We start from the raw sequence: 15,375 nt of genomic DNA, 5'->3' as shown, positions 1-15,375 counted from the left end.
CAGACGGTTTACTGACCTTCCAGGAAGGACTTCAGCTTGTCCGCCCGGCTGGGATGGCGCAGCTTGCGCAGAGCCTTGGCCTCGATCTGGCGGATACGTTCACGTGTGACATCGAACTGCTTGCCGACTTCTTCCAGAGTCTGGTCGGTACTCATTTCGATACCGAAGCGCATGCGCAGGACCTTGGCCTCGCGCGGCGTCAGCGAATCCAGCACTTCCTTGACCACGTCGCGCATGGAGCCATGCAGCGCCGAATCCGACGGCGACACCGTGCCGGTATCCTCGATGAAATCGCCCAGGTGGGAATCGTCATCGTCGCCGATGGGCGTTTCCATGGAAATCGGTTCTTTGGCGATTTTCAGGATCTTGCGGACCTTGTCTTCCGGCATGTCCATTTTTTGCGCCAAGGTCGCGGGATCGGGTTCAGCGCCGGTTTCCTGCAGGATCTGGCGATTGATCCGGTTCATCTTGTTGATCGTTTCGATCATATGGACCGGAATCCGGATCGTACGGGCCTGATCGGCGATGGATCGCGTGATGGCCTGACGAATCCACCACGTGGCATACGTGGAAAATTTATAGCCGCGCCGGTATTCGAATTTATCCACGGCCTTCATCAGGCCGATATTGCCTTCCTGGATCAGGTCCAGGAACTGCAAGCCGCGATTCGTATATTTCTTGGCGATGGAAATCACCAGCCGCAGGTTGGCTTCCGTCATTTCGCGCTTGGCCTTGCGGGCTTTCGCCTCGCCAGTGGCCATGCGCTTGTTGACGTCTTTCAGGTCCTTCAGCGGCAATACGACGCTGCGCTGCAGCTCGATCAATTTCTGCTGAACTTCCAGCACGGCGGGGGCGTGGCGTTCCAGGGTTTCAGAATACTGATGGGCAGCGGCGATTTCCTGGGTGACCCAGTCCAGATTCGTTTCATTGCCCGGAAAGGACTTGATGAAATACGCCCGGGGCATGCCGGCACGGGTGACACAGATGGACATGGCGGCACGTTCGTGGGAACGGACCTCGGCGACCTGGACGCGCAGCGCATCAGCCAGACGCTCGACCATTTTCGCGGTAAAGCGCACACCCATCAACTCAGCATGAATGGCTTCGCGGGCCTCGATGTAGGCCGGGGACTTGTAGCCCTCGCCCTCGAACGCCAAGCGCATCTTGTCGAACCAGGATTCCACCACGTCGAATTTTTTCAAGGCCTTGGTGCGCAGGTATTCCAGCTGCTTGCTGCTCATGCCGCCGGCCGGGCCGTCATCATCATCCGACGTCACCCCGGAACCCGCGTAGTCTTCGCCTTCCTCGTCGATCAGGCCATCGACGACTTCGTCGATCTGAGCGGAGCCATCGCGCACGCGGCGGATATGGTCGAGGATTTCATTGACGGTGGTCGGGCAGGCGGCAATCGCCATGACCATGTGCTTCAGACCGTCTTCGATGCGTTTGGCGATTTCGATTTCGCCTTCGCGCGTCAGCAGTTCGACTGTCCCCATTTCGCGCATATACATGCGCACCGGGTCCGTCGTGCGACCAAAATCGGAATCCACCGTGGTCAGGGCGGCTTCGGCCTCGTCCTCGACGTCGTCGTCGCTGGTGGCCGAAGGCACGTTGTCGCTCATCAGCAGGGTTTCGGCATCGGGGGCCTGGTCATAGACCTTGATCCCCATGTCATTGAAGGTGCTGATGATGCCGTCGATGGCTTCGGCATCCACCAGATCATCGGGCAGATGGTCGTTGATTTCGCCGTACGTCAGGTAGCCGCGTTCCTTGCCCAGCTTGATCAGGATCTTCAGGCGATTGCGCCGCGCTTCCTGTTCTTCGGGGGTCATCTGGCTGCGCGAAGGACTTTCTTTTTCGCCCTTGGCACGCTTGCCGCCGCGTTTGGGCAGGGGCTTCAGATCAGGAATGACCTCGCCATCATCCGCATCGTCATCCGCGTAATCGGCGCCATCACCGCCGGCATTTTTCGCCGGGCGGCCTGGTTTACGCCCGCTGGCGACCTTGGGCGCGCGCGGCGTCGTGGCGGCCACCGCCTTTTTAGCGGCGGTTTTCTTGGCTGCGGGCTTGCTGGCCTTTTTCGCCGTCGCCGTCGCCGGCGCTGCCGCCGTCACACTGGCCGCCTTGACCACGGACTCGAGCTCGGCGCTCTGGGCCTTGGTTTTCTTGGCTGCCGTTTTTTTGGCAGCCGCAGGGGTTTTGCCAGTTGCTTGGGTCATGTGCTCTTTCCGTTCTCAGTTCAGTTGCCGGGTCGGGCAACATTCCGGGTCGACAATTCCGTTGAAGGCGCTCAACTCATTGAAAACCATGTAGTTTACTGCACTTGCCAGGAAGATTCATCCCACCGGGGCCTTCAAGCGGGCCAGCCGGCGGCTGAGGTCCTGATACCGCCGCCGCTGCGTTTCATCGGTCAGCCCGGCCTCGATCAGACGATCACATTGTTCCTGCACCGCCTGCAATTCAATATGCCGCAGAGCGTCGCGCCATTCCGCTTGGGGGTCTGGCAGTTCCTGCGTCAGGATTTCGGTGGACAGGTCGCGGATCGCCGCAGCCAAGTCTGAATCAGGATCAGCCGCTTCCAGCAAAGCGCCGGCATGCCGTCCGCCACAGGCACTGGCCAGGCCGATCAATTCCCGGACCATGTGCAGATGGGGGTGATGGGCCAATAATTCAAGCTGCTGATCGCCCAGCTCGTCCACCAGCGCCGGATGCGCCAACAGCAGACGCAACAAACGCCGCGCCATGGGCGTGACCGTGCGCGGCTGGCTGGCGCGGGAGCGACGCCCCCGGCCCGTAGCGGCACGACCCGCAGGCGTTCCCCCCTGAGCAAAACCCTCGGCCAGCCAGGGCGGCTCTTCACCGGACGCTGCGCCGGCCTGCCAGTCACCTGAGGGCCGGCGAGCCGGACGATCCGGCGCACCGGCAGCCGATCCATCTGCGCGACGGACATCCCCAGAAATCGGCGCTGCCGCCGCCGGCTGCCCGCTGGCCAGCATTTGGCTGAGTTCTTCCGGCGTCAGGCGCACCTGCTGGGCGAATTCACGCTCGACCTGCAGGCGGAACCCGCCTTCCGGCATCTGTGCAAACAGAGGCCGCGCCTCGTGGACGCAGGCGGCGCGGCCTTCAGCCTCACGCAGATCGTGACGGGCGCCCAGCTCGTCCAGCATGAAACGCGACAGTGGCAAGGCTTCATCCAGGCACGCCCGCAAAGCCTGCACACCGTAAGCCCTTACATAGGAATCCGGGTCCTGCCCCTCGGGCAGAAACAGGAAACGCATCGAGACATCTTCGGCCACCCACGGCAGGCAGGCCTGCAAAGCCCGCCAGGCGGCTTTGCGCCCCGCCCCATCGCCGTCGAAACTGAAAATGACGCGATCACTGGCGCGGCACAGCTTTTGCAAGTGGGCGCTGGTCGTGGACGTACCCAGTGTCGCCACCGCATTGTTCAAACCGAACTGGGCCAGCGCGACCACATCCATATAGCCTTCGACGACCAGGACACAGCCTTCGCTGCGTATGCCCGCGCGCGCCTCGTACAGGCCATAGAGCTCGTGCCCCTTGGAAAACAGGCTGGTCTCTGGCGAGTTCAGGTACTTGGGCTCGCCAGCCTCGATCAGACGCCCGCCAAAGCCGATCAGCTGTCCGCGGGTATTCAGGATGGGAAACATCACCCGGCTACGGAAACGATCATGGCGGCGACCGTCCTCGGCCTCGATGACCAGCCCGGACTCGATCAGCGCAGATTCTTCGTAGTGTTCGAACACGCTCGCCAGACCGCGCCGATCGGCGCTCGCCCACCCCAAGCCGTAGCGCGCGGCGATTTCGCCGCTGAGTCCGCGTTTTTTCAGATAGGAGATCGCCTGGGGCGACTGCTTCAGCGACGCCCGATAATGGGCTTGCGCCTGCTGCAGGACATCGCGCTGACGAGATCCTTCTTCGCGGCGTTCGCGTTCGGCGGCCCGCTGGCGCGGGCTGCGGGGCTCCTCGGGAACCGTGAGACCCACGCTGGCGGCCAACGTACGCACCGCTTCCGGAAACGGAGCCCCCGTGTGTTCAGTCAGGAAATGGACAGCGCTGCCATGTGCGCCGCAACCAAAGCAGTGATAGAACTGTTTGGTGGGGCTGACCGTAAAGGACGGCGTTTTTTCATTATGAAAGGGGCACAAACCCAGCAGGTTTGCGCCCCCTTTGCGCAGCTGTACATACCGACCGACGACGTCGACGATATCAACGCGCGCGAGCAGTTCCTGGATGAAGGATTCAGGAATCAATCAATAGAGTCGCGGCGGCAGTTGTTGGCTGCGAATGCGTTTGTAATGGCGCTTGACGGCAGCAGCCAGCTTACGCTTACGTTCGGAAGTGGGTTTCTCGTAGAATTCACGCGAACGCAGCTCGGTCAAAAGACCAGTCTTTTCGATGGTGCGCTTAAAGCGCCGCAGGGCAGCCTCGAAGGGCTCGTTTTCTTTGAGGCGGACAATCGGCATGTAAATCCTTGAAAGCCTGTAAAAATCATGAATGTCGGCAACTACAAAAGCGACCGGTGCATCCACGGTTGGATTAGGGTTGAAAATCAACCCGAAAAATAATCATATAAGACAGCAGAAGATTCTAACACGTTTCAGGGCTGGAATCTATGCCTTTGAATCAGGATATGCCGAGCGCACACCCTTGCGGATCCAGGATTCGAGCTGATGCGGACGCAGGCTGTCGTAATCCTCGAAGGGCTGATGGATCCAGGGATTGGTGGGCAGCTGTTCCACATAGTAATCGGGCTGGACCTGCGCATGACCCTTTTGCCACAGCACGGCCGTGCGCAATTCGGTGATGCCCGGAAACTGTTTGACCAGATGATCACGCACCCGGCTGAAGGTCAGCCCGGTATCGACCATGTCGTCCACCAGCAAGACCTTGCCGTCCAGCGTGCCGCGCGTGATGGTGATGAACTGGGCGATATCCAGCTGCCCCTGCACCGTGCCGGCTGCTTCGCGGTAGCTGCTGGTTGCCAGAATGCCCAGCGGCAGGTCGAAAATACGTGACAGCACATCGCCTACCCGAACGCCGCCGCGCGCCAGACACAGGATTTTGTCAAAGGCCCAGCCCGATTCATGCACCTGCAGAGCCAGACGCTCGATCAAGGCGTGATACTGTTCCCAGCTGATCCAGAGATCGCGGTCGGTGCTCGGCGGAATACTCATGTTTCTTTCCTGTGGTATGCGTATGAAATAGGATCAAGCACTGCAACTGGCCAGGCGTCTTTTCGCTGCCGGGCCGCCTCAAGGCAAAAGCCCCCTTTGAGGGGGGCAATTCAGCGGACACCGGCCCGCGTCACCAGGGGCCATCAATCTTTAGCCCTGGAACGGGTGACGCAACACGATGGTTTCCAGCCGGTCGGGGCCGGTCGACACCATATCGATCGGCACATCGCAGACTTCGGCGATGCGTTCCAGATAACGCCGCGCATTGATGGGCAGTTTATCGTATTCGGTGACGCCTACCGTGGATTCCGACCAGCCGGCCATTTCTTCCAGAACGGGTTCCGCTTCGGCCGCAGCATGAGCGCCATAGGGCAGCACATCCAGGAATTGGCCCTTGTAGCGATAGCCCACACCGATCTTGATCTGCTCCACGCCATCCAGCACATCGAGTTTGGTAATGCACAGGCCCGTCAGGCCATTGATCATGACCGAGCGTTTCATGGCGGCGCCATCGAACCAGCCGCAACGGCGCGGGCGGCCTGTCACGGAACCGAATTCCTTGCCGACGGTGGCCAGGCGCAAGCCAGTGTCATCCAGCAGTTCGGTGGGGAATGGCCCGGAACCGACACGCGTGGTATAGGCCTTGGCAATGCCCAGCACATAATCCAGCGCTTGCGGCCCGACGCCCGTACCGGCGGCAGCAGCACCCGCCACGCAATTGCTGCTGGTCACAAAGGGATAAGTCCCGTGATCGATGTCCAGCAAAGTGCCCTGGGCGCCTTCGAACAACAGATTATGGCCGGCTTTGCGCGCGATATGGATATTGCTGGAGACGTCAGCCACCATGGGCTCGATCTGCGGCGCCAGCGCCATGACCTGGTCACGCACCTGGCTGGCCGCCACTGCCTTGGCCCCTAGATACTGGGTCAGGACGAAATTGTGATAATCCAGCACTTCAGCCAGCTTTTCATCGAACACGGCCGGATCGTACAGATCCTGGACGCGCAAGGCGCGGCGTGCGACCTTGTCTTCGTAAGCCGGGCCGATACCGCGCCCCGTCGTGCCGATCTTGCCTTCGCCCTTGCGGGCTTCACGGGCCTGATCCAGCGCCACGTGATACGGCAGGATCAACGGGCAGGCCGAAGAAATCTGCAGCCGCGAACGCACGTCCAGCCCTGCAGATTCCAGTTCGCCGATTTCCGCCAGCAAGGCTTCGGGCGACAGCACGACGCCATTACCCACATAGCAGGTGACGTGCGGATGCATGATGCCAGACGGGATCAAGCGCAAAATGGTTTTGCGACCATTGATCCACAGCGTATGGCCGGCATTGTGCCCGCCCTGAAAGCGCACGACTCCCTGGGCTGACTCGGCGAGCCAATCCACGATCTTGCCCTTGCCTTCGTCACCCCACTGGGTGCCAATCACGACGATGTTCTTGCTCATAAGCCTTGCTTGTGGCAGCACCATGCCGCCTTGTGAAACGAGTAAGTTTATACCATCAGACGCCGACGGGCCGCAGGACCCAACTGCCGTCTGCCAAGATCAATTCCTGATCCACCTGGAATTCATCATACTGTTGCGGCTCGCCCGGCAGACTCTGGATGACGATATGGCCTTGCATGCGCAAGACACTGATCGCCTGAGCCAAGGCCGGGTCATCCGACCAGGGTGCGCAAATGGCCCGGGCCCGCTGCGCATCCGGCAGACCGGCCGACAGCTTGCGCAGATCCAGACTGAATCCCGTCGCCGGACGCGCGCGGCCGAATTTGCGGCCGATCCCATCGTAGCGCCCGCCGCGCACCAGCGCGTCATGCCAGCCGGCGGCATAAATCGAAAAGACCACGCCCGAGTGATAGCCGTAGCTGCCGCCCATATCCGCCAGATCGATGGCAATGGGCGCATCCGACAAGGACGTGCACAAAGTGTGCAAGGCATCCAGCGCCGCATGCACGGCGGGCAGGCGCGGCAACACCTGACGGGCGTGATCGACCACAGACAGGTCCCCGTACAACGTCGTCAGCGTCCGCAAGGCCTGCAGCGTATCGGCGCGGGCGTGGACATCCTGGCACAAGGCCTCCAGGCCCGGCGCATCTTTGGCGCTGAGCAGATCAAAGACCATATCGGCCACATCAGCCAGGGCCGGATCGGCATCCACCAACGCTCGCCCTACTCCGGGATGATTCAGGTCCAGGCGCGGCTGCAAGACGCCTGCGCGGCGCACCGACTCCAAGGCCAGGCGCACGCATTCGATATCGGCCTGCACACCGGCATGGCCGAAGATCTCCGCGCCGATCTGCAGCAACTCGCGATCCGAGGTCAGGCCCGCCGGGCGGGTATGGACCACCGGCCCGCAATAGCACAGCCGCGTCACCCCCGGACGATTGAGCAGATGCGCATCGATGCGCGAGACTTGCACCGTCATGTCCGCCCGCACGCCCATGGTCAAGCCCGAGAGCTGATCCACCAGCTTGCAGGTGCGCAGGCGCAGCGCCTCGTCATCGGCCAGCATCAGGGAGTCCAGGTATTCCACCATCGGCGGCGCCACGAGTTCAAAACCGTAGGTGCGGTACAGATCCAGCAATTCCCGGCGCAATTCCTCGATGCGCCGCGCCTCGGCGGGCAGGATGTCCGACAGATTTTCCGGCAATAGCCAGTTTGACATCATGAGTGGTTCATTCCAAAATCACAGCCAAAAGAAAACGGCCCGGCGCCCGGCCAGGCCGTTTGCCGGGTTGACTTAGCGTGCAGCCGGCTTATCGCCCTTGGTGCGGTCCCAATAGCGGAAGAAGTCTGAATCAGGGCTGAGCACCAGGGTGCTGCCGGATTCGGAGAAGGCCGAACGGTAGGCGTCCATGCTCTTGTAGAAGCTGTAGAACTCGGGATCCTTGCCGTACGACTGTGCATAGATCGCCGCCGCCGTGGCATCGCCTTCACCGCGCTTGGCCTGCGATTCGGCATAGGCCTTGGCCAGGATTTCCTGACGCTTGCGGTCGGCCTCGGCGCGGATGCGCTCGCTGTCGGCTGCGCCGCTGGCGCGCAGGCGGTTGGCTTCCTGCTTGCGCTCGGCCTCCATGCGCCGGTAGACCGATTCGGAAATTTCCGGCGCAAAGTCGATGCGGCGCAAGCGCACGTCCACCACGTCCACGCCAAAGGGCTTGGCCCGCTGGGCGACCGAGGACTGGATTTCCTTCATGATGGTATCGCGGTCGCTGGAGACGACCTGCTTGACCGTGCGCAAGTTCACCGCCGCATTCAGCGCATCGCGGATCTGGGCTTGCAGACGCTCGACCGCCGCGCCGCTATTGGCGCCGAATGTCACGTAGTACAGACGCGGGTCGGCAATGCGCCACTTGACGAAGGAATCGATCAGCAGATTCTTCTTTTCGGCGGTCTGGATGCGTTCCGGGTCGCGGGTTTCGATGGTCTGCAGGCGCTTGTCCAGATAGACCACATTTTCAAAAGGCGGCGGATACTTGAAATACAGGCCGGGTTCCGTGATGGTTTCACGCACTTCGCCCAAGGCGAACAAGAGCGCCGAATCCCGTTCCCGCACCACGAACAGGCACGAGGACAAAGCGGCGACCAGCAAGACCAGTCCGACCAGGGCAGGGAAAAAACGTTGCATCTTGAGCTCCTAGTTCGAATACGGGCTGCGCATCAGCGAATCCAGACCCGAGGGCACGCCTCGCGCCGCGGACTGGCTGGACGACGAGGCTGCCTTTGAGGCTGCCTGGGCGCCGCCGGCGCCTGCCGCACTGACCGGGGAACTGCTGGAGGATGAAGATCCCGAAGAAGCATCACCAGCCGAGTGGGCGCCCGCCCCGCCGCGAGCGGCCTGATTCATGATCTTGTCCAGCGGCAGGTACAGCATATTGTTGCCTACCGGCGCATCGATCATGACCTTGGCGGTGTCGCTCAGGAGTTCCTGCATGGTTTCCAGATAGATGCGCTCACGCGTGATGGCCGGCGCCTTGGCATATTCGGCCGCCACGCTGTCAAAGCGCGAGGTATTACCCTGAGCCTGGCCGATGACCTTGGCACTGTAGCCTTCGGCTTCCTGGACCATCCGCGCCGATTGGCCTTCGGCCTCGGGCAGGACCTGACTGGCGTAGGCATTACCTTCGTTGATCTGGCGTTCGCGATCCTGGCCGGCCTTTACGGCGTCGTCAAAGGCTGCCTGGACCTGTTCCGGCGGCTGCACGTTCTGGATAGCGACCGTGGAAATCTGGATGCCGGTATCGTAGCGGTCCAGAATGCTTTGCGCCAAGGCCTGGACTTCGGTCGCGACCTCGGTACGCCCGGAATACAGGACGAAGTCCATGGGTTTGCGCCCGACGATCTCGCGCATGCCGGTTTCCGCCGCCTGACGCACAGATTCGTCCGGCTGGCTGGTATTGAATAGATAAGCCGGCGCCCCGTCAGGACGCAGGCGATACTGGACCACGAACTGCACATCGACGATGTTTTCATCGTTGGTCAGCATCAGGGATTCAGACAGGACCTTATTGCGCGACGACCCCCGGAAACCGACTTCAAAGGTGCGCAACTGCGCAATATTGACGTCCTGAGAGTTTTCGATGGGGTACGGCAAACGCCACTGCAGGCCAGGGTTCAGCGTATGGGTGTATTTCCCGAAACGCGTGACCACGGCCACCTGACCTTCTTGCACGATCATGAACCCGCTGGCCAGCCACAGCAACACACCCAGGATGACCAGCAGCAGCACGAAGCGCGGCGAAGGTCCCGGCAGGGACGGCAGTCCGCCGCCCGAGGGTCCGCGCGGGCCACGCCCGCCACCCCGTTTGCCGAACAGGCCGGTCAGGCGCTTGTTGAAATCGCGCCAGACCTCGTCCAGGTCGGGAGGCCCGCCGGCAGGATTGGGCTTATTGGAAGGCTCGTTATCCTGATTCTGCTGACCGCGCCCCCAGCCCGGATCATTCAGGTTGAACAGTTTCATTCCACGCATTGTTTCCCGTAGGCTCCCCAAATTCTGCAATCGACTGCCGCAAGCCGTCCAGACCGCTGCGCTGCAGCGCACTGACAAAGACTCGCGCAATCGTACCATGTTCATTTCGCTCGACCCGGGGATCATACCCAGCCGTGTCGATTTTGTTATAGACCCGGATCTGCGGAATATCGTCCGCACCGATGTCCTTCAAGACCTGATTGACCGCGCCGGCCTGCTCGTCACGCTGTGGACTGGCCGCATCGATGACATGCAGCAGCAAATCGGCATGCACGGTTTCTTCCAGGGTTGCCCGAAACGCCGCCACCAGCAGCGGCGGCAAGGAACGGATAAATCCCACCGTATCCGATACCACGACCTGCCCGGCCCCCTGGATCCAGACCCGCCGCGTAGTGGTGTCCAGCGTGGCGAAGAGCTGGTCGGCGGCATAGGCGTCGGCCCGGGTCAGGGCATTGAACAGCGTCGACTTTCCGGCATTGGTATACCCCACCAAAGACACGGACAGCGTCTGCCCCCGCACCCGCGCCCGGCGCTGCGTCAGGCGCTGGCGCTGCACGCGATCCAGCCGTTCACGCAGGGCCTTGACCCGGACGCCGATCAAGCGCCGATCGGTTTCCAGCTGGGATTCGCCCGGCCCGCGCACGCCGATCCCGCCCCGCTGGCGTTCCAGGTGGGTCCACATGCGCGTCAGGCGAGTGGACAGATGCTGCAGCTGCGCCAATTCCACCTGCAGCTTGCCTTCGTGGCTTTTGGCCCTGAGGGCAAAAATATCCAGAATCAGGGCGACGCGATCGACGACGCGCACCTGGAAATGGCGTTCCAGGTTACGCTGCTGCGCCGGACTGAGCGGCTGATCGAACAGAACGACTTCCGCCTCTGTCGCCTCGACCAGAGCGGCGGCTTCCTCGATTTTGCCGGAGCCGATGAATCCCGCCGCATCCGGCCGGCTACGCCGTACCGTCAGGACTTCGGCAACATCCGCCCCCGCTCCTCGCGCCAACATCAGGAATTCTTCAGCATGCGCCGTGTAGTCCGGATCGCCCAGATCAACGCTGATGATCAGGGATTTCATAGAGCCCCCCACGCCGCGCAGGCTATCACCCGCTTGCTGTCCCTCTAGGGAAGCGCCTTGGGGCTTGGGGCGGCCCGGCGCCCCAAAGGCCTCCCACGAGGTCTGTATGCCGGCAACGGGTACAAAAGGAATGCCCGCCAGGGCAAGCTGCATGGCGGGCGATGGCACGGCGGGACCTACTGCGGATTTATTCAGCAGAGTCATCCACCTGGAAGGCGACGGGACGCGCGGGGACGACGGTGGAAATGGCATGTTTGTAGACCATCTGCGTAACCGTGTTACGCAGCAGCACAACATACTGATCGAAGGACTCGACCTGGCCCTGCAGCTTGATCCCATTGACCAGATAGATAGAGACAGGCACGTGGTCCTTGCGCAAGGCGTTTAGGAAGGGGTCTTGAAGAATTTGCCCTTTATTGCTCATGAACGAGGCTCCGGTTATTGAAGTTATAGTACTGGGACATTTTAATGCGATTCATGCACTGCAGCACGGTCGTGACCGTGCTGCAGCATGGTGAATTCATCAGGCGGATAAAACGGCTTTCAGCGTATCACACAAGCGGACGCACTGTTCCGGCGTCCCCACCGTGATGCGCAGGTATTGTTCGATGCGCGGCGCCTGGAAATGCCGCACCAGGATGCCCTGATGACGCAGGCCCTGGGCGATCTCGCCCGCATCCTGCCGACGGTGGCGGGCAAAGAGAAAATTCGTCTGCGAAGGCAGCACATCAAAACCCAACGCCTGCAAATCCTGCGCCAGTTGTTCCCGGGCGTCGATGACGGCGTGCCGGGTGCGTTCGAACCAGGCCTCGTCCTCGATCGAGGCTTGAGCGCCAGCCAGCGCCACACGATCCAGAGGGTAAGAATTGAAACTATCCTTAACCCGCAGCAGCCCTGCTACCAGGTCGCTGGACGCCAGCGCATAGCCGACCCGCAAACCAGCCAGAGAGCGGGATTTGGACAGCGTATGCACCACCAGCAGATTGGGAAACTCTCTCAGCAAGGCAGCGGCGGATTCGGCGCCGAAATCCACATAGGCTTCGTCTACCACCACAGCGCTGTCCGGATGGGCTTTGGCAATGGCCGCAATGGCGTCCAGCCCCAGCGCGCGACCGGTCGGGGCGTTCGGGTTGGCAAAGATGATACCGGCCGGCTCTTGTTCGACGGCCTGCGTGTAATCCGACACCCGCAGACTGAAATCATCGGCCAACGGAATCAGACGATGCGGCACATCGTAAAAACGACAATACGTGCGATAAAAGCTGTAGGTCACGTCCGGCAACCACAACAGCCGCCCGCCGCGCAGGAACAAGGCATTGAATACATGGGCCAGGATCTCGTCTGACCCATTGCCCAGAAACACCTGATCGGCCTGCAAACGATAGCGTCGCGCAATCGCCTGGCGCAAACCCAGGGCCTGGTAGTCCGGATACAGGCGCAGATCATCGCCCAGCGCCGCCTGCATGGCCTCGATCGCCTTGGGAGACGGGCCGTAGGGATTCTCGTTGGTATTCAGCTTGAGCAGATCTGGAATCCGGGCCTGCTCACCTGGCACATACGGAATCAGACCGGCGACATGATCGCTCCAGAGCGTGCTCACGAATTGTTGTCCTTCAGATAGGGATTGTGCGAGGACTTGAATTCAACGCTCAATGGCGTCCCGGCCAGCTTGAATGCCTCGCGGAACTGGCCTTCCAGGTAGCGTCGATAGGAATCCGGCACAGCATCCAGGGCATTGCCGTGGATGATGATGCGCGGCGGATTCTGCCCGCCCTGATGGGCGTAGCGCATCTTCGGCCGAAAAATGCCTTTGCGCGGCGGCGGCTGCTGCTCGACGGCGGTCTGCAGCACCCGCGTCAGCTTGGGCGTGGACAGTTTGGCAAAGGCCGCCGCATGAGCGGCCTCGACGGCTTTGAGCACCGGCCCCACCCCCTGCCCCTTCAGGGCAGACAGGTGCAGCACGCGGGCAAAAGACAGGAACCGCAGCTTGCGATCATATTCGCGCTGCACCCATTCCCGCTGTTCGCTGTCGATGGCATCCCATTTGTTCAGCCCGACCACCAACGCACGACCGGCTTCGGTGGCGAACCCGGCGATGTGGGCGTCCTGATCGGAAATCCCGTCCTGGGCATCAATCAGCAGCAGCACGACATTGGCGGCCTCGATGGCCTGCAAGGTCTTGATGACAGAGAATTTCTCTATGGTTTCGAAGACCTTGCCCCGGCGGCGCAGCCCCGCCGTATCGATCAAGGTATAGCGGCGATCTCCGCGTTCGAATTCGATTTCGATGGCATCGCGCGTCGTGCCCGGCAGATCATAGGCGATCACGCGCTCTTCACCCACCAAGGTATTGATGAGCGTGGACTTGCCGACATTCGGGCGCCCGGCGATAGCCAATTTGATCCGATGATCGACCGGCGCGCCCTCGCCATCCGGGGCCAGTTCGTCCGCCGGTGCGTCAACCGCCGACTGGCGCGCCTGCGCCAGCAGGGCGGCCAGCGCCTCGTCGACCAGAGCAGGCACCCCGTCGCCGTGCGCCGCTGAAATCGGATGCGGCTCGCCCAGACCCAGTTCGTGAAACTGGGCCAAGGCCGCATGATCGCGCATGCCTTCGGCCTTGTTCACGGCCAGCAGCACACGCTGCCCGGTCTTGCGCAACAGGCGGGCGATTTCATGATCGTGGGCGTTGATGCCTTCGCGCCCATCCACCAGAAACAGCACCACATCGGATTCGGCAATCGCCTGCGCCGTCTGGCGGGCCATCTCGACCAGGATACCGCGCGTGGCGACCGGCTCGAAACCGCCGGTATCGACCACGATGAAGGGAAAGTCCCCGACCCGGCCTTCCCCATAGTGGCGGTCGCGTGTCAGGCCCGAGATATTCGCTACCAGGGCTGCACGCGATCGCGTCAGGCGATTGAACAGGGTCGACTTACCGACATTGGTGCGCCCGACCAGGGACACCACCGGTTTGAAATGCAAATCAGTCACTCACACCTACCAGCATCAGATTGCCGCTGCCCGTCTGCACCACGACGCCTCGGGGCGTCGCCAGCAGTGCGGACGTGATCGGCCCGCCGCCGACCTGCAAGCGAGCCATCAGGCTGCCGTCGACACGGGATAGAAAATGCAGATAGCCCTGATAGTCGCCGACGGCGACCGCGCGCCCTGCCACGGCAGGTGCGCTCAGGCGCCGATTCAGCAGCGCAGGCTGCTGCCATTGTTCTTGACCGTCTTTCAGATCCAATGCCCGGACGACATCGCGCATGTCCGGTATATACAGGCGCTGACCGTCTGTCGCCATGCCGGTAGCCGACGCAACATCCTGCCCCCAGACGGCGCGGCCGCCCTGCGACACATCAAAGCAACTGGTGCGGCCCTGATAGCTGACGCCGCACAGCAAGGGCCCGATCGTCAACGGTTCGCCGACCACGTCGCTGATGCGCTCTAGGTCGGACGCCCCCCGCGAGGCCGACACCGAGCCCTCCCAACGCACCGTCCCTGAGGCCGTATCGACAGCCAGCAAACGACCATTGGGCATGCCCGCAATCAGCAGATTGGGCACCATCGCCATACGAATACTGGTGCGCAAGGCCAGCGCAGGGCCAGGCCGTTGCACATTCCAGCGCAGCTTGCCGGTCGACTCGTCGAACGCCTGGATGCGGTAATCGGTCGTGCGCACGACAACGATACCGTTACCCACTGTCGGCGGCACATTGACGGCGCTGGCCGCCTGGCTGCGCCAGATTTCCTTGCCCTGAGCATCATAAGCCACCACCATACCCTGACGGGTGACGACCGCTGTCGTGCGGCCATCGCTGCCCGCTCCGGCTTGCAGGGGTTCGTCGCCTGCCCGCCAACGCAAGGCGCCAGAAGACAGATCGACCGCCGCCACGGCCCCTGAAGGCGTAGCCGCATAGACCGTATCCCCGACCAACTGGGGCTCAAAGCCGTAATCCCCGCCGCTGCCGATGGAAACCGACCAGCGGGTCGCGACCGACAATGTTGGCGTGTAATCCGTGAGCGGTGCAGGATCAAAGCGGGCGTCCGGGCTGGAAAACAGACCGCAGCCGGACAGTCCCGCCGCCATCAGACCGAGGATGGCAGCGCGAAACAGACGAACAGGAATACGCATGGGG

General features: G+C 61.9%; 13 protein-coding genes. All 13 read right to left on the bottom strand.

The features are described from left to right. Nucleotides 1-8: 8 nt before the first annotated feature. The 13 genes from rpoD to bamB all read right to left on the bottom strand — a co-directional run bounded on the left by rpoD (nt 9) and on the right by bamB (nt 15,371). Nucleotides 9-2,219: an RNA polymerase sigma factor RpoD gene (gene rpoD / locus VDP79_RS05910; protein WP_323017293.1), complete on the bottom strand. Its 2,211-nt coding sequence runs from the start codon at nt 2,217-2,219 to the stop codon at nt 9-11. A gap of 117 nt (nt 2,220-2,336) precedes the next feature. Continuing rightward, on the bottom strand, nt 2,337-4,271 hold the full coding sequence (gene dnaG, locus VDP79_RS05905; RefSeq protein WP_323017292.1) for a DNA primase: 1,935 nt from the start codon (nt 4,269-4,271) through the stop codon (nt 2,337-2,339). Further along, nucleotides 4,272-4,484, bottom strand: a complete 213-nt coding sequence (gene rpsU / locus VDP79_RS05900; RefSeq protein WP_323017585.1) for a 30S ribosomal protein S21 — start codon at nt 4,482-4,484, stop codon at nt 4,272-4,274. A 147-nt stretch (nt 4,485-4,631) separates the two neighbouring features. Further along, nucleotides 4,632-5,195 carry a phosphoribosyltransferase gene (locus VDP79_RS05895; RefSeq protein WP_323017291.1) on the bottom strand — a complete coding sequence of 188 codons (564 nt, stop codon included), beginning with the start codon at nt 5,193-5,195 and terminating at the stop codon, nt 4,632-4,634. A gap of 150 nt (nt 5,196-5,345) precedes the next feature. After that, nucleotides 5,346-6,641: an adenylosuccinate synthase gene (locus VDP79_RS05890; protein WP_323017290.1), complete on the bottom strand. Its 1,296-nt coding sequence runs from the start codon at nt 6,639-6,641 to the stop codon at nt 5,346-5,348. Between the two features lie 55 nt (nt 6,642-6,696). Next, complete coding sequence (locus VDP79_RS05885) at nt 6,697-7,860, bottom strand: ATP phosphoribosyltransferase regulatory subunit (RefSeq protein ID WP_323017584.1); 1,164 nt, start codon at nt 7,858-7,860, stop codon at nt 6,697-6,699. Nucleotides 7,861-7,935: 75 nt separating this feature from the next. After that, on the bottom strand, nt 7,936-8,823 hold the full coding sequence (hflC, locus tag VDP79_RS05880; RefSeq protein ID WP_323017289.1) for a protease modulator HflC: 888 nt from the start codon (nt 8,821-8,823) through the stop codon (nt 7,936-7,938). Between the two features lie 9 nt (nt 8,824-8,832). Then, nucleotides 8,833-10,155, bottom strand: a complete 1,323-nt coding sequence (hflK, locus tag VDP79_RS05875) for an FtsH protease activity modulator HflK (RefSeq protein WP_416233055.1) — start codon at nt 10,153-10,155, stop codon at nt 8,833-8,835. Beyond that, entirely contained in the window at nt 10,133-11,236 is a 1,104-nt protein-coding gene (gene hflX / locus VDP79_RS05870; RefSeq protein ID WP_323017583.1) for a GTPase HflX, read from the bottom strand. Before hflX ends, hflK begins: the two co-directional genes overlap by 23 nt. Before the next feature lie 187 nt (nt 11,237-11,423). Beyond that, the gene (hfq, locus tag VDP79_RS05865; RefSeq protein WP_322995321.1) at nt 11,424-11,660 is read right to left on the bottom strand and encodes an RNA chaperone Hfq; all 237 of its coding nucleotides are present in this window, start codon (nt 11,658-11,660) and stop codon (nt 11,424-11,426) included. 99 nt (nt 11,661-11,759) lie between these two features. After that, nucleotides 11,760-12,836, bottom strand: a complete 1,077-nt coding sequence (gene hisC / locus VDP79_RS05860) for a histidinol-phosphate transaminase (protein WP_323017287.1) — start codon at nt 12,834-12,836, stop codon at nt 11,760-11,762. Then, a complete protein-coding gene (gene der, locus VDP79_RS05855; protein ID WP_323017582.1) occupies nt 12,833-14,218 on the bottom strand; it encodes a ribosome biogenesis GTPase Der in 1,386 nt (461 codons plus the stop codon). Before der ends, hisC begins: the two co-directional genes overlap by 4 nt. A gap of 1 nt (nt 14,219) precedes the next feature. Continuing rightward, nucleotides 14,220-15,371 (bottom strand): outer membrane protein assembly factor BamB, encoded by a 1,152-nt coding sequence (bamB, locus tag VDP79_RS05850; protein ID WP_323017286.1) that lies wholly within the window; start codon nt 15,369-15,371, stop codon nt 14,220-14,222. Nucleotides 15,372-15,375: the final 4 nt, after the last annotated feature.

The organism is Castellaniella sp., assembly GCF_034675905.1.
GTDB lineage: Bacteria > Pseudomonadota > Gammaproteobacteria > Burkholderiales > Burkholderiaceae_B > Castellaniella.
This window is presented reverse-complemented; position numbering and strand designations above follow the sequence as displayed.

Coding starts and splice junctions, on each gene's coding strand:
- hflX (WP_323017583.1), bottom strand. CDS start 11,236: ATGAAATCCCTGATCATCAGCGTTGATCTGGGCGATCCGGACTACACG.
- rpoD (WP_323017293.1), bottom strand. CDS start 2,219: ATGACCCAAGCAACTGGCAAAACCCCTGCGGCTGCCAAAAAAACGGCA.
- bamB (WP_323017286.1), bottom strand. CDS start 15,371: ATGCGTATTCCTGTTCGTCTGTTTCGCGCTGCCATCCTCGGTCTGATG.
- hflK (WP_416233055.1), bottom strand. CDS start 10,155: ATGAAACTGTTCAACCTGAATGATCCGGGCTGGGGGCGCGGTCAGCAG.
- VDP79_RS05895 (WP_323017291.1), bottom strand. CDS start 5,195: ATGAGTATTCCGCCGAGCACCGACCGCGATCTCTGGATCAGCTGGGAA.
- VDP79_RS05885 (WP_323017584.1), bottom strand. CDS start 7,860: ATGTCAAACTGGCTATTGCCGGAAAATCTGTCGGACATCCTGCCCGCC.
- rpsU (WP_323017585.1), bottom strand. CDS start 4,484: ATGCCGATTGTCCGCCTCAAAGAAAACGAGCCCTTCGAGGCTGCCCTG.
- VDP79_RS05890 (WP_323017290.1), bottom strand. CDS start 6,641: ATGAGCAAGAACATCGTCGTGATTGGCACCCAGTGGGGTGACGAAGGC.
- hflC (WP_323017289.1), bottom strand. CDS start 8,823: ATGCAACGTTTTTTCCCTGCCCTGGTCGGACTGGTCTTGCTGGTCGCC.
- hfq (WP_322995321.1), bottom strand. CDS start 11,660: ATGAGCAATAAAGGGCAAATTCTTCAAGACCCCTTCCTAAACGCCTTG.